We start from the raw sequence: 18,716 nt of genomic DNA on the forward strand, positions 1-18,716 counted from the left end.
TCTCAGCCCTTGCCGAAGAGCTTCTGGATCTCGGCCAGGTCCGCCTCGCTCGGCTGCGGCGCGCCGCCGAGGCCGAAGCCCGAGCCCGACGGGGCGGTGTTCGCCGCCGCGAGGCCCGCGTTCTCGGCCGCGCGCTTGGCCGGGTTGCCCGACCGCGACCCGCCGCTGCTCTTCTGCTTCTTGCCGCGCTTGCTCGATGCGCCCGGCTTGCCGCCGATCGCACCCATCCCGGGCATGGAGGGCACGCCGCCCCGAGCCACGGTCTTCATCATCTTCGCGGCCTGATCGAAGCGCTGCACGAGTTGGTTGACGTCGGTGACCGTCATCCCCGAGCCGCGCGCGATGCGGAGCCGCCGGGATCCGTTCAGGATCGTGGGGTTCCGGCGCTCGGCGGGGGTCATGGACCGGATGATCGCCTCGGTGCGATCGATCTCGCGCTCATCGAAGCTCTCGATCTGCTGCTTCATCTGGCCCATGCCGGGCAGCATCCCCAGCATCTTCTTCATCGAGCCCATCTTGCGGACCTGCTGCAGCTGCTCGAGGAAGTCCTCGAGGGTGAACTGCTCGGTCGCGAGCTTCTGCGCGACGCGCTGTGCTTCCTCCTCGTCGAACGCCTGCTGCGCCTGCTCGATGAGGGTGAGGATGTCACCGAGGTCGAGGATGCGGCTCGCCATCCGGTCGGGGTGGAAAGCCTCCAGGTCGTCGAGGCCTTCACCGGTCGACGCGAAGATGATGGGGCGGCCGGTGACCGACGCCACCGACAGCGCCGCACCGCCGCGGGCGTCGCCGTCGAGCTTCGACAGCACGACGCCGGTGAAGTCGACGCCGTCCTGGAACGCCTTCGCCGTGTTCACGGCGTCCTGTCCGATCATCGCGTCGATGACGAAGAGCACCTCGTCGGGATCGGTCGCCTTGCGGATGTTCGCGGCCTGCTTCATCAGCTCCGCGTCCACGCCCAGGCGTCCCGCGGTGTCGATGATGACGGTGTCGTACTGCTGGCGGCGCGCGTACTCGACGCCGTCACGGGCGACCTTCACCGGGTCGCCGACCCCGTTGCCGGGCTCGGGCGCGTAGATGGCGGCACCTGCGCGCTCGGCCACCACGGTCAGCTGGTTGACGGCGTTCGGACGCTGCAGGTCGCAGGCGACAAGCAGCGGAGTGTGACCGTCCTTCTCGAGCTGCTTCGCCAGCTTCCCGGCGAACGTCGTCTTACCGGAGCCCTGCAGGCCGGCAAGCATGATGACGGTGGGGGGCTGCTTCGCGAACTGCAGTCGCCGCTGCTGGCCGCCCAGGATGGCGACGAGCTCCTCGTTCACGATCTGGACGACCTGCTGCGCCGGATTGAGGGCGCGGTTCACCTCGTCACCGAGGGCGCGCTCGCGCACCTTGCCCGTGAAGTCCTTGACGACCTGGAGCGCCACGTCGGCGTCGAGGAGGGCGCGACGGATCTCGCGCACGGTCCCGTCGATGTCGGCGGGCGAGAGCTTGCCCTTCGTGCGGAGGTTGCGGAAGGTCTCGGTGAGACGATCGGAGAGCGTGCCGAAGGTAGCCATGATGGCTCGAGTTTAGTCGAGACCCGCCGACGCGCCGGCGAGGGACGCAAGCGTGGCCGCGGCCACCGCCAGAGCGCGGGCGAGCTCGTCAGGCAGGGACGATCTGCCGGCGCCCGAGCGGGCCCATCCGTCGATGGCGATCATGACGGCTGCAGCGTGGGCGGCCCCCGCGATCTCGGCGGCGACGGGTGGTGCCCCGAGCGCGGACCAGGATGCCGAAAGAGCCCGGGCGATCCGCGCCTGACGGACGGCGGCTCCCCGCTCGATCTCGTCCTGGACACCCATCGCCTCGGCGTGGACGAGCGCGAGGGCGAGGCTATCCGGCGCGAAGCCGTCGCAGAGCTCGATGAGCCCGGCGACGGGTTCGGACAGCGGCACCCGTGCGTGCAACCGGTCGATCCGACGGTCGAGCGAGGACCACAGGATCGCTTCCTTCGAGTCGAAGTAGTTGAAGAAGCTGGATCTGCTCACGCCCGCGCGGACGGAGATGTCGGTGACGGATGTCGCGTCGTACCCGCGCTCGAGGAAGAGCTCGCACGCCGCCTCGGAGAGCACCTCCCGAGAGGATGCGCGTGGTCGGCCGGTCGTCATGCGAGGAGCCTATCGTCGCGTATTGTTGCACGCAGTCCAAAAAACAGGAGATGGCCTCGTGATCGAGATCCGCACCGTAGGGATGGCCCCCGACCTCGTCCCGTATCGACAGGGCTGGGACCTCCAGCGCACCCTGCACGCCGACATCGTCGCGGGCACCCGCCCCGACACGCTGCTCCTCCTCGAACACGAAGCCGTCTACACGGCGGGCGCGCGTACGGCACGGCACGAGCGGCCGGTCGACGGAACGCCCGTCGTAGACGTCGACCGCGGCGGCAAGATCACCTGGCACGGTCCCGGACAACTCGTGGGCTACCCGCTCGTCCGACTTGCGGAACCCGTCGACGTCGTCGCGCACGTCCGCCGGCTGGAGGACCTGCTCATCGAGGTCATCCGGACCGTCGGTGTCGCGGGTGAGCGCGTCGACGGACGCAGTGGCGTCTGGGTCGAACGAGCGGGGTCGCTCGAGAAGGTGGCGGCGATCGGGGTCCGGGTGCAGCGCGGAGTCACGATGCACGGCTTCGCGCTGAACTGCGACAACTCCCTCGAACCGTTCCGCAGCATCATCCCCTGCGGGATCGCGGATGCCGGGGTGACGACCCTCAGCCAGGTCACCGGTCGCGACATCTCCCCCGTCGACGTCCTCCCCGCCGTCGTCGCGGCGTTCACGCGTGAGCACGGAGCGGAGGTCGCCGCATGAGCGCGAACACCGCACCCGAAGGCCGCCGGATGCTCCGGCTGGAGGTCCGCAACGCCGAGACCCCGATCGAGCGCAAGCCGGAATGGATCCGCACGAAGGCGAAGATGGGTCCCGAGTACCGGGAGCTGCAGGGACTCGTGAAGGACGAGGGACTCCACACCGTCTGTCAGGAGGCCGGCTGTCCCAACATCTTCGAGTGCTGGGAGGACCGGGAGGCCACGTTCCTCATCGGCGGCTCGCAGTGCACGAGGCGATGCGACTTCTGCCAGATCGACACGGGCAAACCAGCCGACTACGACACCGACGAGCCACGCCGTGTCGCCGAGAGCGTCACCCGCATGCGCCTGCGGTATGCGACCGTGACATGCGTTGCGCGCGACGACCTGCCCGACGGGGGCGCGTGGCTCAATGCGGAGACCGTCCGCCGCATCCACGCCGACAACCCCGGTACGGGTGTGGAGCTCCTCGCCACGGACTTCAACGGTGACCCTGAGCTCCTGGACGTCGTGTTCGCGTCGCGCCCCGAGGTCTTCGCGCACAACGTCGAGACCGTGCCCCGCATCTTCAAGCGGATCCGACCGGCGTTCCGGTACGAGAGGTCGCTGGGCGTCCTCACCCGCGCGCGGGACGCAGGACTCATCACGAAGTCGAATCTGATCCTCGGGATGGGCGAGGAACGCGACGAGGTGGAGGACGCACTGCGCGACCTGCATGCCGCCGGTACCGACATCATCACCCTCACGCAGTACCTCCGCCCCACGCCGCGTCACCTTCCCGTGGCGCGGTGGGTCACGCCGCAGGAGTTCGTCGAACTGCGCGAGCTCGCCGAGTCCATCGGGTTCCTCGGGGTCCTGGCCGGACCGCTCGTGCGCTCGTCGTACCGCGCCGGGCGGCTCTGGGCGCGCTCGATGCGGTCGAAGGGTCGCGAGATCCCGGCGGCGCTGGCGCACCTCGCCGACGAGGCCGACGCCGAGGGATTCGCCCAGGCGGTCTGACGCCTCCTCCCCAGGTCGGGGGAGGCCGCATCCCTCCCCCACCTGGCACGGACGGGATCGCGCGCGGCGCGACGCTTCCTACCTTCGGGACGCCGGATGCACCGGCCTCACCGAAGGAGACTCATGCGTACTTCACTTCCGCTCGCGACCGCTCTCGGCGCGGCCATGGCGCTCGCCGCCCTGCTCCCCCACACGGCCTCCGCGCCGACCACGCACGATGTGCCCGAGCCCGCGCTCGACACCGTGGTGTCCGCGACCGGTGACGCCGCGAACGGGTTCGAAATCGGGTACGACGACGGGTCCGCCGAGTACCCCCCGACCGACTCCGAAGCACTCGCCGAGTGCAGTGAATACGACACCCGCGTCGAGCGGGTGCGATGCCGCACCGAGGTGAAGACCTGGTACCGGGACCTCGCTACCCTGCGGGACGCGATCGACTGGGCGCACGCGTCGCGCGGCTGATCGCCCGGTGACGCAGACCGTCAGTCGGCGCTGGTCACCGACTGGACGGCGCCCGAGACGTCGAGGTTGACCAGGAGCACGTCGTCGGTCGAGTCAGGGTCGAGGGCATACTCCAGCACCGCGAAAGGGTCCTTGCCTCCGTGCTCGTCGGCGAGGATCGTCATGCTCATCAGCTGCAGGGAGCGGATGACATCCATGTGGGTGTCACCCGAGACGTCGACGAGCAGGTCCTCGATGTCCTCGCCGAGCATCTCCTGCTGTTGGAGGATGAACTCCGTGACCTCGCTCGTGCGATCGTCCAGCTCGGAGACCATCGCGTTCCGGGCACGCAGATCGATGGTCTCCAACGCCGCGATCATGGCAGCCGCGACGTCGAGGGCGTCGATCGAGACGTCGTCCTGGTCGGGCGCGGTGAGGTCGACGGTCACCCGCTGATCACCGAAGTCCACGACCTCCGACCAGAAGATCGACCCGTCGGGTCCGGACTCGAGAAGTCCGAAGTAGTCGTGCTCGATCGCCATGCATCAATGAAACCAGCCTTGACGGTCGCGCGCGACCGCCTGGGTCAATCGACGAGGGCGGATGCGAAGACGTGGGGCGTGAAACCGGTCAGATCGCCGATCCCCTCACCCTGACCGAGGAGCTTGACCGGGATGCCGGTGCGCTCCTGGACCGCGAGCACGAACCCGCCGCGGGCCGAGCCGTCGAGCTTCGTCAGGACGAGCCCCGTCACTCCGGCGTGCTCGAGGAACGCCTCGGCCTGCATGACCCCGTTCTGGCCGGTGGTGGCATCGAGCACGAGGAGGACCTCACTGATGGGCGCCTGCTTCTCGATGACCCGGCGGATCTTGGTCAACTCGTCCATGAGGCCGCCCTTGGTGTGCAGGCGACCGGCCGTGTCCACGAGGACGATCTCGGTCCCGGTGCGGATCGCGTGCTCGATCGTCTGGAAGGCGACGGATGCCGGGTCCTGCCCCTCGTGCTGCGGGCGGACGATCGCTGCTCCCCCGCGCTCGGCCCACGTCGCGAGCTGATCCACCGCGGCCGCGCGGAAAGTATCGGCCGCGCCCACCACCACCGTCCGTCCGAAGCGCTTGAGGTAGCTCGCGAACTTCCCGATCGTCGTCGTCTTGCCGACCCCGTTGACCCCGACCACGAGCACCACCGCGGGGCGCTCCGTCAGCCGGAGGGTCGTGTCGAACTTCGCGAAGTGCTCCTCGAGCGTCTCGCGCAGCATCCGTTGCAGGTCCTTGGGATCCGTCGTGCGATACCGCTCGACCTTCTCGCGAAGCTCGTCGACGATGCGTTCGGTGATATCGGGCCCGAAGTCGGCGGTGAGCAGCGCGGTCTCGAGGTCCTCCCACGTGTTCTCATCGATCGTCGGCTTGACGAACATGCCGCGCAGCGCGCGACCGAGGGACCAGGAGCTCTCCGCCATGCACCCAGGCTAGTTGACCGCGTCAGCCCTTCTCGCAGGCGATGCCGTCCTTGTCGCGGTCCATCTTCTTGTTGGCGTTGTAGAGCGCCGTCGAGACGTAGGGCTTGACGGTGAACGGCTTCTTCTTGCCGCTGACCGTGTTGTGGGTCACCCCCGCCCGGGCGACACCGCCCTTGTAGGTCTTGTTGAGCGCCGTGCAGTTCTTGAATGTCTTGATCGGCGGCTTGGCGGCCGGCACGATCACCCGCACCTGTGACGCCGCGGCCGTCGGCGCGGCCGCGGCCGCAGTCACCGTCGCCGGCGCTGCGACGAGCGCCGCCGCCAGCATCGTCGCCACCGCACTCCGCCGCAGCGTTCCCGCGCGCACCGAAATCCTCATCCCCACCCCTTGTCTGGTGTCGGCGACGACGGCACCGTCCCCGCTGCGCACACGCTAGCGCACGCCCGCTGCGCTCAGACGCCCGCCCGCTCGCGCACGCGCTGTCCCACGACGGCGGACACGCCGTCCTGACGCATCGACACGCCGTACAGGGCGTCCGCGATCTCCATCGTCCGCTTCTGATGCGTGATGACGATCAGCTGGCTCGATTCGCGCAGCTGCTCGAACACGCCGAGCAAGCGACCGAGGTTCGCGTCGTCGAGGGCGGCCTCGACCTCGTCGAGGATGTAGAAGGGGCTCGGCCGCGCCTTGAAGATCGCCGTCAGGAGCGCGACCGCCGCGAGGGACCTCTCCCCACCCGAAAGGAGCGACAGCCGCTCGATCTTCTTGCCCACGGGTCGGACGGCGACGTCGATCCCGGTCGTGAGCGGGTCGTCGGGGTCGGTGAGCGAGATGGAGCCCGTGCCCCCGGGGAAGAGGATCGGGAAAACCTCCCCGAAGGCGACCTTGGTGTCCTCGAAGGCCGCGAGGAAGATCGTCTGCATCCGCTCGTCGAGCTCCTCGATGATCGTCAGCAGATCCGTCCGGGTGCGGACGAGGTCGTCCAGCTGCTCGGTCAGGAATGCGTGACGCTGCTCGAGCGCGGCGAACTCCTCCAGGGCAAGAGGATTCACGCGACCCAACTGCGCCAGCTTGCGCTCCGCATCCTGCAATCTGCGCATCTGCGCCGAGCGGTCGAACGGCGACGCCTCGCCCTCCTCCGCTCCCGGGACGGTGGCGTCGGGACCATATTCCGCGAGGAGAATATCCTCGGAGAGGCCGAGCTCGGACTGCACCCGGTCGAGGAGGCTCTGCACATGCAGCCGCTTCTCGTGCATCTGCAGCTCGAGGCCGTGCACCGACTCGGTGAGGCGATTCAGCCTCTCGCGAGCCGCCGCATCCTCCTTCCGGAGCTCGGCCAACTCGGCCGTCAGCGCCGTCCGCGTCTGCTCCGCGCGTTCCAGCTCGACCCGCGCCTGCGCCGTCGACCGGTCGATCGAGTCGAGGACGGGCGGCAGCGCACCGACGACCTCGGATGCGATCGCCCGCTGCGCGCGTCGGATCACGGCTCGACGGGCGGCCGCTTCGGCTGCTGCGCGCTCCTTCTCGCGTTGACGTTCGAGTTGCATCACGCGGCTCTCGGCGGCACGCACCCGTTCCCGGAGCGTTTCGACGTCGAGGCGTGTGTCCATCTCGCGCGCCCGAGCCGACTCGAGCGCATCGAGCAGACCGTCCCGGGCGGACGCATCCAGGATCGGACGCGGCATCTCCTCGGCGGCGCTGAAGGCCTCCGTCGCGGCCCGTGCCGCGTTCTCGGCATCCCGGGCCGCCGACTCGGCCTGAGCGAGGCCGGCGCGTAGCCGGTCGCACTCGGCCACCGCGGATTCCAGACGCACGGTCGCACGGTTGAGCTGTTCCGCGTGGGCCGCGAGAGCGGAGTCGTGCTCGCGCAGCGCGGCGAGGGCGTCACGGGTACGCTGGCGCGCCGCATCCCAGGCAGCCTGCGCGTCGGTCAGCGCTTCACGCAGGGTATCCGCGACCACCGTCACCTCGTCGAGACGGACACGGGCCGCGTCGCGCTCGGCGGCGAGCTCGAGACGCGAGCGCGACTGCCCGGAACCGGCACGGATCGTGCTCGGCGTCACGGTCTCGCCCGCGCGCGTCACCACCACGACGCTGTGCCCCGCGTCGGCGGCCGACACGGCGGCGGCGTGGGCCGCATCCAGATCCTCCGCGATCGCGACACCCGCGAGGACGGCGCGGAGGCCCGCCGGCGCCTCGACGACGTCGACCGCCCAGGTCACCCCCGCTCCGAGGGGCGTCCTGCGAGGAGCCGCAGGACCGTCGGCCAAGGCGACGTCGATCGAACCCAGATCGTGCTCGCGCACCGTCGCGATGACCGCGCGTGCGGCCTCGAAGTCGTCGACGAGGACCCCCTCGGCGAGGGCGCCGAGTGCTGCGGCGATCGCCGCTTCATAGCCGGCCGAGACGCGGATCGCATCGCTGACGATGCCACGGATGCCGTCGCCACCCCGATCGACGACCGCCGCCGCGGCGTTGCGGATGTCGAGGGCGCGGCCGAGAGCCGCCGTCTCCGCCAGCAGCGACTCGCGCTCCCGCTCCGCCGCGTGCAACCGGTCGCGTATCGACCCCACCTCGGATTCGGCATCGGATGCCTCGCGCTGCGCGCGCTCGTACGCGGCCGAGTACTCCACCGCGGCGTCCGCAGGACCCTCGGTCGCCGGCTCGATCGCCGCCAGCGCGCCTTCCGCGTCGGCGCGACGCTCCTCGGCTGCATCGAGGGCGCGCTGCTGCCTCTCCACCGCCAGCCGAAGCGCCTCCGCCTTCGACCCGGCTGCCTCGGCTCGTCCTCTCAGTGAGGCGAGCCGCATGTCGTGCTCGGAGACCAGCGCACTCTGCGCGGCGATGTCGGTGTCGAGCGCATCGAGCTCGGCGCGCGCCCGGATGACGTCGCGCGCGGCGGCGGCGGCGGCATCCTGCGCGGCACCGAGACCCGACGCGATCTCGTCGATCTCCCGACGTGCGTCGTCGATGACGGCCTGGGTGACGGTGGTCCCGGTGTCCGGCTGGTCGCCGTCGTCGTCGAGCAGCGACAGACGCTGGCCGGCGAGCGAGTAGAGCCCGCGCAGTCGCTCCTGGACACGGCCGAGTTCGAACGTGACGGCGCGCGCCCGATCGACCGCCTCGGCGCGCTGGTCGTTCTCGAGCTCGTCGATGCGGCGACGCAAGGCGTCGGCGCGGTCCTGCAGGACCAGCCGCTCGGCGTGACGCTCGTGCTCGGCTCGGGCGTGATCCGCCAGCTCCGCCCGGAGGCGCGACATCTCATCGGCGTAGAGGCGCGCCTTCGCGTCGCGCACGACCGCGGCGATCGTGGCCGCCTCGCGCGCGACCTCGGCCTGCTTGCCGAGCGGCTTCAACTGACGCCGCAGCTCGCCGGCCAGGTCGCTCAGCCGAGTGAGGTTCGCCTCCATCGCCTCGAGCTTGCGGAGCGTCTTCTCTTTGCGGCGACGGTGTTTGAGGATGCCGGCGGCCTCCTCGATGAAGCCGCGCCGATCCTCGGGACTCGCCTGCAGGACGGTGTCGAGTCGCCCCTGACCCACGATGACGTGCATCTCGCGCCCGAGCCCCGAATCGCTCAGCAACTCCTGGACGTCGAGGAGCCGACAGGTCTCGCCGTTGATGGCGTACTCGCTCGACCCGTTGCGGAACAGGGTCCGGCTGATCGTGACCTCGCTGTACTCGATCGGCAGCGCGCCGTCGGCGTTGTCGATCGTCAGCTGCACCTCCGCGCGGCCGAGGGGACCTCGTGTCGCCGTCCCGGCGAAGATGACGTCCTCCATCTTGCCGCCGCGGAGGGTCTTCGCCCCTTGCTCGCCCATCACCCAGGCGAGGGCGTCGACGACGTTCGACTTGCCCGATCCGTTGGGACCGACGATGCACGTGACGCCGGGCTCGAGGGCGAAGGTCGTCGGCTGCGCGAAGGATTTGAACCCCTTGAGCGTCACGCTCTTCAGGTGCATACGGGTCCTCCGGGGTCGTCGTCCCGTCCACGCTAGCGGACGAATCCCGTTTCCCCCTTGACGCCGCGCGCGGGCCGGGTCTAGTGTCAGTGCTCGCGTCAGAAGTCTGAGAAAGGAGGTCCCCTGACATGATCATCGAAATGACACCCACCGGAATCGCGTCCACCGCGTTCCCGTGCGCGCTGGGGACCGTCTCCTTCGGCGCCGCGGTGGCAGACCGCATCCGTTCCGGCCGCTGACAGCCGTCACGGATCCCGTCTTCGGACGGTGAACTCTGCCACGCCCTGAGGGCGGACTCCGTCCGTCCCCTCCCGGATGCCGGGCCTCGTTGCCCGTGCGTCCCGCGTCCTCTCGTGCTGCGGCACGATCCTCCGCCGCGCTCCGCGGCATCCATCCCTTCCGAAATGAGATCACTCATGTCCACCCTCACCGCGCCGCAGCGCACCTCGGCGGTCCTCGCCGCGCTGCAGCATCCCACCTCGACGGGCACCTCCGCCCGTCAGACGTTCCTCGACCGGATCGCCCTGCGACTGGCCGTCGCGCTGCTCCTGTGGAGCACGCGCCCCGGCCCGGATCGCGAGGCCGTCCATGCCCGCCGTGCCCAGCGTCTCGCTCGCGAGGCGCGGGAAGCCGAGTGGGAACGCCGTCGTGCGCTCCTCGCTCCGCGTCGATGACACCCCCGGGGGGCCGCAACCCGTTCGCGGCCCCCTACCTCTCAGAAACGAGTCCCTCATGACCGCGTCAGTCCCCTTCGAACTGCGCCCCCTGGTCGTACCGGCCACCGGCGATGCCTCGGATGCCGCCGATTTCATCGCCATGGTCGACGTCCGGAACGAGATCTACCGCGAGATCAGCGACAACGACGATGAAGCCGTGACACCGGCCCAACTGCTCCCCCACTTCCAACCCGACCCGGACAACGACAAGCGCAGCTGGATCGTTCTGGTCGAGGACCAGGTGGTGGGGCGCGTCATCGTCGACCTCCCCGCCGAGGAGGGGTCGCAGGTCGCCTACTGGACCGTCGAACTCCTCGAGCGGGTCCAGAACAGGGGCATCGGCGGTGCGCTTCACGCCGTCGTCGAGGGCACCGCCCGTGACGCGGGACGCACCGTCCTGCAGGCATGGGCCGAGCACCCCGAGCCCGACGCCGGTGCGACCTCGGAACGGCTCGCCGCTCCGACGGGCTACGGGGAGATCCCGCTGGACCGTCCCGCGCGCTACTTCCGACGCCACGGGTACACGCTCGAACAAGTCGACCGGAAAAGCGTGCTCGAGATCGAACCCGCACTGCCGACCGTACGAGACCTCCTCGCCGACGCCCGATCGCATGCCGACGGTTACCGCGTGGAGCAGTGGATGCTCCCGACTCCCGAGGCCTACCGCGAGAGCTTCGCCTGGGCGAAGTCGCGGATGTCGACGGACGCCCCGGCGGCGGGGCTCGAGATCGACGAGGAGACCTGGGACGTCGAGCGCCTCGCGCGCCACGACGCCCGCTTCGTCGACGGCGGACAGACGGTGCTCGTCACCGTGGCCGTCCATGAGGCGACCGGCACGGTCGTCGCGTTCAACGAGCTCTGCTCCGGCGTCGACCCGACCGCGCCGACACAGCAGATGGACACCCTCGTGCTCCGTGAGCATCGGGGCACCGCCTCGGGCAGCTGGTGAAGTGCGCGGGTATCCTCCGGTGGCGAGAGGTCATGCCCCGGTCCTCCCGCATCGTCACCTGGAACGCCGAGGAGAACCGTCCGATGCTCAGCATCAACGAGACGATCGGCTTCGAGCCGGCGGCGTACATCGGTGCCTGGAAAAAGGTCCTCGACTAATTGCGTCGCTGACACCGCGGGCAGTAGTGACTCGATCGGTTGGTGAAGCTCACCCGCACGATCGGCGTGCCGCAGCGCGGGCAGGGCTGACCCGTCCGCCCGTAGGCGTTCAGGGAATGGGCGAAGTACCCCGCCTGTCCGTTGACGTTCACGTACTGCGCGTCGAAGCTCGTCCCGCCCTCGGCGAGGGCCCGGTCCAGCACGGCCCGGACCTCGCCGAGCAGGCGGGTGACTGCGCGCGTCGGGAGCTCGTTCGCGGGGCGTTCCGGATGCAGCCGCGCGGCCCACAGCGCCTCGTCGGCGTAGATGTTCCCGATTCCGCTGACGACGGTCTGATCGAGCAGTGCACGCTTCACTGCGGAGCGCGTCCGACCGAGCGCGGTCCGGAACGCGCGATCGTCGAACGCGGGGTCCAGCGGATCCCGCGCGATGTGCGCCACCTGCGTGGGGACGAGCGAGATGTCGCTCCCCCGTCCTGCCGCGGCCCCGTCGAGGGTGCGCTCGAGCCCATCGATCGCCAGGGAGCCGAAGGTCCGCTGGTCCACGAAGACCATCGCGATCTCACCGTGGGTCGGATGCCGCACATCGAAGCGAATCCGCTCGTGGCGGAGTGTCGGTGTGCCGGGCTCGCGCAGCAGCATCTGCCCGCTCATCCCCAGGTGACCGACGATCGCCTCGGCCGGTTCCGTACCGGCATCCGCCAGCGGCATCCAGAGGAACTTGCCGCGGCGGACCACGGCGTCGACGCGCCGACCCGTCAGCCGCGCTTCGAAGTCGAGTGCGTCGCCCGGGTGACGGGTGAGGGACCGGGCGTCCAGAACGGTGACGGCGTCGAGGCGAGCGCCGGCGAGAGCGGGGACGAGACCGGCGCGCACGACCTCGACTTCGGGCAGTTCGGGCACGGGGACTCAGGCCCGCGCGGAGAGTTCGCGCCAGACCGAGAGCGCTGCCGCCATCTCGGCCTGCTTCTTGCTCGAACCGCCGCCGGTCCGCGCGACCTCGCCCACGGCCACCGTCGCCGTGAACACCCGGTGGTGATCCGGCCCCGCCGCCTCGACGGTGTACGTCGGTGCCGCGTAGCCCAGGCGCGCGGCGAGTTCCTGCAGGCTCGTCTTCGGGTCCATCGCTGCGCCGTACCGCTCGGGGTCCGCCATCAACGGGGACACCAGGCGCAGGACGAGAGCGGTCGCCGCTTCGATACCGGCGGACAGGTAGGCGGCCCCGATGAGCGCCTCGGTGGTGTCGGCGAGGATCGAATCCTTGTCGCGCCCGCCGGTCTGGTCCTCGCCCCGGCCGAGCCGCAGGTGCGCACCGAGGCCCATGCCGCGGGCGACCTCCGCGAGAGCGACGGTCGAGACGACGCTCGCCCGCCGCTTGGCGAGGGATCCCTCATCCAGGTCGGGGTGCGTCCGATAGAGGTGGACGGTGACGGCCATGCCGAGGATCGAGTCGCCGAGGAACTCGAGACGCTCGTTGTGCGCGATACCGCCGTGCTCGTACGCGTACGAACGATGGGTCAACGCAAGCGACACAAGCTCGGGGTCGATCTCGACCCCGAGCTTGTGTGTGAGCACCGAGTGATCGGTGGCGGCGTCCGTCACGACGCGACGATCAGATGTCGGCGACCTTGCGGCCCTTGTACTCGAGGAACAGCTCCGTACCCTGCGAGTCGGTGACGACCTTCGCCTGGTGGGGACGGCTGTAGACGACCTTGCCGTTCTCGATGGTCTTGACGAGCGTGGGGGCCTCGGCCTTCCACTGCGCGCGGCGCGAACGGGTGTTGGAGCGGGAGACCTTCCGCTTCGGGGGGTTACCTGCCATGGTCAGCTCTTCTCTGTGTCGTCGGCGTCGGGGCGCGTGGCCTCGTCGTCGTGGTCTGGGGTTCGGGCCGACAAGGCGGCCAGCGCATTCCAGCGCGGGTCGATCTGAGTCTCCGGGACCGGTGCTCCGGTCAGCCTCTCGCCCGTGGACGGATCTAGTCCGGGGCAATCCGGCTGACACACCGGCTGGAACGGAAGCGACAGGACGATCGCATCCCTGACAGGAGTTTCAAGATCCACGTGGTCGTCTTGAACCTCGAAGTCAGTCGCTTCATCCCCAGAATACCCGAAGAGCTCCTGAAACTCGACTTCGAGGGGGTGTGTCAGGTCTACGAGGCAACGGCTGCACTGGCCGTCGTAGGTCGTGGCGATCTCGGCGGTGACCAGGATGCCCTCGTGCACCGACTCGAGACGGACGTCGACCTCGACCTCTCCCCCGGCGCGGACGAAGGCGAGGCCTTCTCCCCACTTCTCCGGAGCGGGGACCCGCAGTTCGAACTCGCGCATCTCACCGGGAGCCCGGACGATGTCGCGGACGGGGAGGACGAACGGACCGCTCACACGCTTTCTGACCACGGTCGTCCATCGTACGCGTGCGCGGACGCCGGCGGGCCGGATCAGGCGGGGTGGGCTCCCGTGTCGAGGAATCGCGCGACCGGAGCCGGGACGAACGGGGACACGTCACCGCCGAGCGAGGCCACCTGGCGCACGAGCGAGCTCGAGACGAGCGCGTGCGCGGGATCGGGCAGCAGGAACACGGTCTCCACGTGGGCGAGGTGGCGGTTCACGATCGCCATGGGCGTCTCGTAGGCGACATCCACCTGCGAACGGATCCCCTTCACGAGCACCCCCGCGCCCACGTCCGTCGCGTAATCGACCAGCAGCCCGACGCTCCATGCCGCCACGACGACATCACCGTCGATGTCGCTCTCGGCGATGGACTGCTCGAGCAGCGTCAGTCGCTGCGCGATCGGGAGCATCGCCTCTTTCCCCGGGTTGTGGACCACGAGGACGTGCAGCTGGTCGTAGAGGGCGGCCGCGCGTCGGATCACATCGAGGTGGCCGAGCGTCGGCGGGTCGAAGGAGCCGGGCACGACGGCGATCCGGTTGTTCATATCGACGAGCCTAACGATGCGACGCGACGTGGAGGGGGTCAGTTCTTCGCGAGGGCGGCGCGCTCGCGGTGACTCACGCGCCCGGAGATGGCCGCAGCGAGGCCCGGGTGGCGATCCAAGGCCGGGTCCTCCGCGAGAAGACGCTCGGCCTCGGCGCGGGCGGTGGCGATCAGATCGGCATCCGCCACGACACGCAGCAGTCGCAGCGACGAGCGGACGCCCGACTGCGCATCGCCCAGCACGTCCCCCTCGCCCCGCAGGTCGAGGTCGACCTCGGCGAGTTCGAAACCGTCCGTCGTCGCCGCGACCGCCTCCACGCGAGCGCGGGCCGGGGTGTAGGGATCGGCCTCGGTGACGAGGATGCAGAGCCCGGGGACCGCACCGCGGCCGACGCGACCGCGGAGCTGGTGCAGCTGGGACACCCCGAAGCGGTCGGCTTCGAGGATGACCATGGTTGACGCGTTGGGGACGTCGACGCCGACCTCGACCACGGTGGTCGCGACGAGCACGTCGATGTCGCCGCGGGCGAACGCCTGCATCACGGCATCCTTCTCATCGGCGGGCATCTTGCCGTGCAGGATCTGGACGCGGATGTCGCGGTAGTCGGGGTGGCTCTCGAGGAGCGTTGCCGCCTGCAGGACGCCCCAGCGGGTGCGGCCGGGCTCGGCCTCCTCGACGGATTCGTCCTCGTCCGTCTCGGTCGACGCGTCGATCGCCGGACACACGACGAAGGCCTGCCGTCCGAGCCGCACCTCCTCGGCCACGCGCTCCCAGACGCGCGCGAACCATCCCGGCTTCTCTCCCACCGGCGCGACGAAGGTGGAGATGCCCGCCCGGCCGCCCGGCATCGTCCGGATCGTCGAGACGTCGAGGTCGCCGAACACCGTCATCGCGACGGTGCGAGGGATGGGCGTCGCCGTGAGCACGAGGACATGCGGGGAACTCCCCTTCGCGCGGAGGGTCTCGCGCTGATCGACGCCGAACCGGTGCTGCTCGTCGACGACGACGAGACCCAGGTCGGCGAACGTCGTCGACTCGCTGAGGAGCGCGTGCGTCCCGACGACGATGCGCGCCTGGCCCGACGCCACCCGCAGGGCGGCGCGACGGCGTTCCGCGGCGGGTTGCTGACCCGTGAGGAGTGTCGGCATCAGTTCCGGTGCGAGCGCGGGTCCGAGCATGCGTGCCATCGAGCGGACGTGCTGCGCCGCCAGCACCTCGGTGGGGGCGATGAGCGCGGACTGGCCGCCCGACTGGGCGACCTGGAGCATGGCGCGGAGCGCGACGAGCGTCTTGCCGGAGCCGACCTCCCCCTGCACGAGCCGGTTCATCGGCCACTCGCCGACGAGGTCCGCCGCGATGCGGTCGCCCACTGTGTGCTGATCGGGGGTGCGCTCGAAGGGCAGCGCGGCATCGAAACGCTCGAGGAGGTCGCCCGCGGGGCGCGCGGTCGCCGACATCATGCGCACGAACTGCCGCTGCTGCAGGAGCGCCGCCTGCAGGACGAACGCCTCGTGCATCCGCAGGGTCTCGCGCGCCGGACCGATCTGGTCGAAGGACTCCGGTGCGTGCATGCGCACGAGCGCCGTCCGGGCGTCGAGCAGGCCCTGCGCGGCGCGGAAGGCGTCGGGGAGCGGTTCGGGCACCTCGCCGAGCCCGGTCAGCACCTGGTCGACGCAGCGTTTGACCTGCCAGCTGGAGAACGTGCTCGTGGCCGGGTAGATCGGGATGGGGACGTTGTGCCACGCCTCGGCGCTCAGCCGGGCCGTGCCCTCGTCGTCGAAGAGCTCGTAGTCGGGATGCGTCAGCTGCTTCTGCCCCCGGTACTCCCCCACCTTGCCCGAGAAGATCCCCTGGCGCCCGGCACGCAGGTCCTTCACCCGCCACGACTGCCCGAAGAACGTCAGGGACATCGTGCCGTTGCCGTCGCCGATCAGGACCTCGACGATCTCGCCGCGACGACCGCGCATCTGCCGTGTCGTCGCCGAGAGCACCTCGGCGACGATCGTCACCAGCTCGCCGACCGGGAGTTGGGCGATCGGTGTCAACTGGCCGCGGCTCGCGAAGCGTCGCGGGTAGTGCGCCATCAGGTCGCCCACCGTGGTCATCTGGAACGCTCGACGCAGCCCCTTCGCCAGCGTGTCGCCGACCGCCTCGGCGAGCGGTGTGGCGAGCGAGTACGACGGCATGCCTCGAGTCTAGGAGCGGGCGCGGACGCCGCTATCGTGGCGGGGTGACGAGGATCATCGCGGGAGACGCCGGCTCACTGCCCTTGGTCGTGCCGAGCGCCGGCACGCGGCCGACGAGCGAGCGCGTGCGCGAGTCGCTCTTCGGCGCCCTCGACGCCGGCGACGTGCTCGCCGGGGCTGCCGTGCTCGACCTCTACGCGGGGTCGGGAGCGCTGGGTCTCGAGGCGGTGAGCCGCGGGGCCGCGTCGGCCGACCTCGTCGAGCGCGCGCCGCGCGCGGCATCCGTCATCGACCGCAACGTCCGCGCCGTGGGGCCCAGCCTCCCGGGGCGCCGGCTGACCGTGCACCGGTCCGCCGCCGACACGTTCCTGCGGGCCGGCGGACCCGCGTTCGACCTCGTGTTCGTCGACCCGCCCTACGACATGACGGATGCCGAGGTGTCGACGACGCTCGGGCTGCTCGTGCCGCGGCTCACCCCCGCCGCGACGGTCGTCGTCGAACGCGCGACGCGCTCCGGAGAGCCGCTCCTGCCCGACGGTCTCGTCGTCGACCGCAGCAAGAAGTACGGCGACACGACGCTGTGGTGGCTCGCGCGATCGGGTCAGCCGAGCGCCGCGTCCCAGTCCGAATAGGGATCCCACCCGCCGAGACCGTCCGGCGCGACGCCCCGGATCAGGACGGGCGCCTCCCGCCGCTGCGCGACACGACCGATCACGGTGAAGCCGGCAGGCGCGGTGCCGGCCGGGAAGCACGCGAGCAGCGCATGGTCCTCGCCGCCGGAGAGCGCGTCGTCACCGAGGTCCGCCTCGATGAGGAGCGTCACCTCGGAGGCGTCCGCCAGTCGGGTCGCGTCGAGGACGAGTCCGTCCGAGACGTCCATGAGGGCGGTCGCGCCGGCTCGCGCGGCAGCGAGCCCCAGCCGCACCGGCGGCTGCGGCCGGAGCTGAGCCGAGAGGTCCCGCCGCTCCTGCTCGGTGAGGACAGCGAGGTCGACGGCGACCGGGCGTCCCTCGTCGTCGCGGAAGCGGGTGAACAGCAGGCGGAGGCCGCGGGCCGCCGCGCCGAGGCCGCCGGCGACGGCGACGTCGTCACCCGGCCGCGCTCCGGAGCGGAGCACCGGCGAGACGCCGTCCAGGACGCCCAGGGCGGTGACGGCGACGGTGAGGGTGTCGGACACGGTCAGGTCCCCGCCCTCCACTGCGCACCCGGGTGCCAGCTCGTCGAGCGCGTCGCGGAACCCTGTCGCGAGGTCGTCGACGAAGGCGGCCGGGAGGGAGTCCGGCAGGGCCAGGGCGACGAGCAGAGCCGTGGGACGCGCACCCATCGCGGCGACGTCGGCGAGGTTGACGGCGGCGGCCTTGTATCCGAGGTCCCGCGGCGACGTCCACGCCAATCGGAAGTCGGGACCGTGGACGAGGGTGTCGGTCGTCGCCACGACGCGGCCGCCCGGGACGGCCAGGACCGCGGCGTCGTCACCGGGGCCCACCTCGGCGCGCGAAAGCGGTCCGAGGATGCGCAGGATGCGGCGCAGCAGCTCCGCCTCGGAGACGTCGCGCACACGGAGCTCACCCATGGCTCCACGGTAGCCTGGAGCGATGCCCCGGACCCGCTCGACCGTCGCGCTCGCCCTCCTCGTCGCCGGTGTCGCGGCACTGTCGGGGTGCTCGTCGACGGTGGCGGTCGAGGCCGCCCCCGGAGCCGACGACCCGCGCTGCGCGGAGGTCATGGTGCGGCTGCCCGACGACCTGGGCGACCAGCCGCGGCGCTGGACCGACGCGCAGTCGACCGCCGCCTGGGGCGACCCCACGACCGTGCAGCTCGCGTGCGGGGTCCCGCCCCTCGGTCCGTCGGAGCTTCCCTGCGTGACGGTCGACGGTGTCGACTGGGTCGTCGACGACTCGCGGGCACCGCTGTACCGCATCACGACCTACGGCCGCGAACCGGCGATCCAGCTCATCATCAACTACGACGAGGTCAGCTCGAGCGGTCCGGTGAGCGCCGTCAGCCGCCTCATCACGAAGCGGTTCGAGACCACGGGACAGTGCGTCGCGGCATCCGACGTCGTCCCGTGAG

21 protein-coding genes are annotated in these 18,716 nt (G+C 70.5%); 8 read left to right on the plus strand and 13 right to left on the minus strand.

Annotated elements, in window-relative coordinates:
• Positions 1 to 2: 2 nt before the first annotated feature.
• Both ffh and Q9S36_RS02585 read right to left on the minus strand, forming a co-directional pair.
• Entirely contained in the window at positions 3 to 1,553 is a 1,551-nt protein-coding gene (gene ffh, locus Q9S36_RS02580) for a signal recognition particle protein (protein ID WP_311283814.1), read from the minus strand.
• Between the two features lie 12 nt (positions 1,554 to 1,565).
• Complete coding sequence (locus tag Q9S36_RS02585) at positions 1,566 to 2,144, minus strand: TetR/AcrR family transcriptional regulator (protein WP_217532032.1); 579 nt, start codon at positions 2,142 to 2,144, stop codon at positions 1,566 to 1,568.
• 58 nt (positions 2,145 to 2,202) lie between these two features.
• On the opposite strand from Q9S36_RS02585, the gene lipB reads away from it, so the two are divergent.
• From lipB to Q9S36_RS02600, 3 genes are all read left to right on the plus strand, one after another.
• On the plus strand, positions 2,203 to 2,844 hold the full coding sequence (lipB, locus tag Q9S36_RS02590; protein WP_217532034.1) for a lipoyl(octanoyl) transferase LipB: 642 nt from the start codon (positions 2,203 to 2,205) through the stop codon (positions 2,842 to 2,844).
• Entirely contained in the window at positions 2,841 to 3,839 is a 999-nt protein-coding gene (gene lipA / locus Q9S36_RS02595) for a lipoyl synthase (protein ID WP_217532036.1), read from the plus strand. The genes lipB and lipA overlap by 4 nt, the downstream gene beginning before the upstream one ends.
• Before the next feature lie 123 nt (positions 3,840 to 3,962).
• Entirely contained in the window at positions 3,963 to 4,301 is a 339-nt protein-coding gene (locus tag Q9S36_RS02600) for a hypothetical protein (RefSeq protein WP_311283815.1), read from the plus strand.
• A gap of 20 nt (positions 4,302 to 4,321) precedes the next feature.
• On the opposite strand, the gene Q9S36_RS02605 is transcribed toward Q9S36_RS02600, so the two are convergent.
• The 4 genes from Q9S36_RS02605 to smc form a co-directional block, all read right to left on the minus strand.
• Positions 4,322 to 4,822 (minus strand): DUF2004 domain-containing protein, encoded by a 501-nt coding sequence (locus Q9S36_RS02605; protein ID WP_064001952.1) that lies wholly within the window; start codon positions 4,820 to 4,822, stop codon positions 4,322 to 4,324.
• A 44-nt stretch (positions 4,823 to 4,866) separates the two neighbouring features.
• On the minus strand, positions 4,867 to 5,739 hold the full coding sequence (ftsY, locus tag Q9S36_RS02610; protein WP_064001951.1) for a signal recognition particle-docking protein FtsY: 873 nt from the start codon (positions 5,737 to 5,739) through the stop codon (positions 4,867 to 4,869).
• A gap of 22 nt (positions 5,740 to 5,761) precedes the next feature.
• Positions 5,762 to 6,118: an excalibur calcium-binding domain-containing protein gene (locus Q9S36_RS02615; protein WP_311283816.1), complete on the minus strand. Its 357-nt coding sequence runs from the start codon at positions 6,116 to 6,118 to the stop codon at positions 5,762 to 5,764.
• 74 nt (positions 6,119 to 6,192) lie between these two features.
• Positions 6,193 to 9,699: a chromosome segregation protein SMC gene (gene smc, locus Q9S36_RS02620; RefSeq protein WP_311283817.1), complete on the minus strand. Its 3,507-nt coding sequence runs from the start codon at positions 9,697 to 9,699 to the stop codon at positions 6,193 to 6,195.
• Positions 9,700 to 10,115: 416 nt separating this feature from the next.
• On the opposite strand from smc, the gene Q9S36_RS02625 reads away from it, so the two are divergent.
• From Q9S36_RS02625 to Q9S36_RS02635, 3 genes are read left to right on the plus strand one after another with little or no spacing between them, the layout of a single operon-like run.
• On the plus strand, positions 10,116 to 10,373 hold the full coding sequence (locus Q9S36_RS02625; RefSeq protein ID WP_311283818.1) for a hypothetical protein: 258 nt from the start codon (positions 10,116 to 10,118) through the stop codon (positions 10,371 to 10,373).
• A 58-nt stretch (positions 10,374 to 10,431) separates the two neighbouring features.
• Positions 10,432 to 11,364 (plus strand): GNAT family N-acetyltransferase, encoded by a 933-nt coding sequence (locus Q9S36_RS02630; protein ID WP_311283819.1) that lies wholly within the window; start codon positions 10,432 to 10,434, stop codon positions 11,362 to 11,364.
• Positions 11,365 to 11,396: 32 nt separating this feature from the next.
• The gene (locus Q9S36_RS02635) at positions 11,397 to 11,522 is read left to right on the plus strand and encodes a hypothetical protein (RefSeq protein WP_311283820.1); all 126 of its coding nucleotides are present in this window, start codon (positions 11,397 to 11,399) and stop codon (positions 11,520 to 11,522) included.
• On the opposite strand, the gene mutM is transcribed toward Q9S36_RS02635, so the two are convergent.
• Genes mutM through Q9S36_RS02665 form a run of 6 tightly spaced genes read right to left on the minus strand, consistent with a single transcriptional unit; the run spans position 11,519 to position 16,643 of the window.
• Positions 11,519 to 12,424 carry a bifunctional DNA-formamidopyrimidine glycosylase/DNA-(apurinic or apyrimidinic site) lyase gene (gene mutM / locus Q9S36_RS02640; protein ID WP_311283821.1) on the minus strand — a complete coding sequence of 302 codons (906 nt, stop codon included), beginning with the start codon at positions 12,422 to 12,424 and terminating at the stop codon, positions 11,519 to 11,521. The two genes, Q9S36_RS02635 and mutM, sit on opposite strands and share 4 nt — an antisense overlap.
• 6 nt (positions 12,425 to 12,430) lie before the next feature.
• Positions 12,431 to 13,123: a ribonuclease III gene (gene rnc / locus Q9S36_RS02645; protein WP_217532050.1), complete on the minus strand. Its 693-nt coding sequence runs from the start codon at positions 13,121 to 13,123 to the stop codon at positions 12,431 to 12,433.
• Between the two features lie 10 nt (positions 13,124 to 13,133).
• Positions 13,134 to 13,343, minus strand: a complete 210-nt coding sequence (gene rpmF, locus Q9S36_RS02650; protein WP_018188062.1) for a 50S ribosomal protein L32 — start codon at positions 13,341 to 13,343, stop codon at positions 13,134 to 13,136.
• Positions 13,344 to 13,345: 2 nt separating this feature from the next.
• Entirely contained in the window at positions 13,346 to 13,903 is a 558-nt protein-coding gene (locus tag Q9S36_RS02655) for a DUF177 domain-containing protein (protein WP_253035192.1), read from the minus strand.
• 56 nt (positions 13,904 to 13,959) lie between these two features.
• Positions 13,960 to 14,457, minus strand: coding sequence for a pantetheine-phosphate adenylyltransferase (coaD, locus tag Q9S36_RS02660; protein ID WP_311283823.1), 498 nt, complete (start codon positions 14,455 to 14,457; stop codon positions 13,960 to 13,962).
• 38 nt (positions 14,458 to 14,495) lie between these two features.
• Positions 14,496 to 16,643: an ATP-dependent DNA helicase RecG gene (locus tag Q9S36_RS02665; RefSeq protein ID WP_311283824.1), complete on the minus strand. Its 2,148-nt coding sequence runs from the start codon at positions 16,641 to 16,643 to the stop codon at positions 14,496 to 14,498.
• Positions 16,644 to 16,687: 44 nt separating this feature from the next.
• Between Q9S36_RS02665 and rsmD the strand changes: the two genes are divergently transcribed.
• Positions 16,688 to 17,275, plus strand: coding sequence for a 16S rRNA (guanine(966)-N(2))-methyltransferase RsmD (gene rsmD / locus Q9S36_RS02670; RefSeq protein ID WP_253035174.1), 588 nt, complete (start codon positions 16,688 to 16,690; stop codon positions 17,273 to 17,275).
• Here rsmD and thiL read toward each other — a convergent pair.
• Positions 17,245 to 18,216: a thiamine-phosphate kinase gene (thiL, locus tag Q9S36_RS02675; RefSeq protein ID WP_311283825.1), complete on the minus strand. Its 972-nt coding sequence runs from the start codon at positions 18,214 to 18,216 to the stop codon at positions 17,245 to 17,247. The two genes, rsmD and thiL, sit on opposite strands and share 31 nt — an antisense overlap.
• Before the next feature lie 22 nt (positions 18,217 to 18,238).
• Between thiL and Q9S36_RS02680 the strand changes: the two genes are divergently transcribed.
• Positions 18,239 to 18,715 (plus strand): DUF3515 family protein, encoded by a 477-nt coding sequence (locus tag Q9S36_RS02680; RefSeq protein WP_253035172.1) that lies wholly within the window; start codon positions 18,239 to 18,241, stop codon positions 18,713 to 18,715.
• Position 18,716: the final 1 nt, after the last annotated feature.

Source organism: Microbacterium sp. ARD31 (assembly GCF_031844425.1).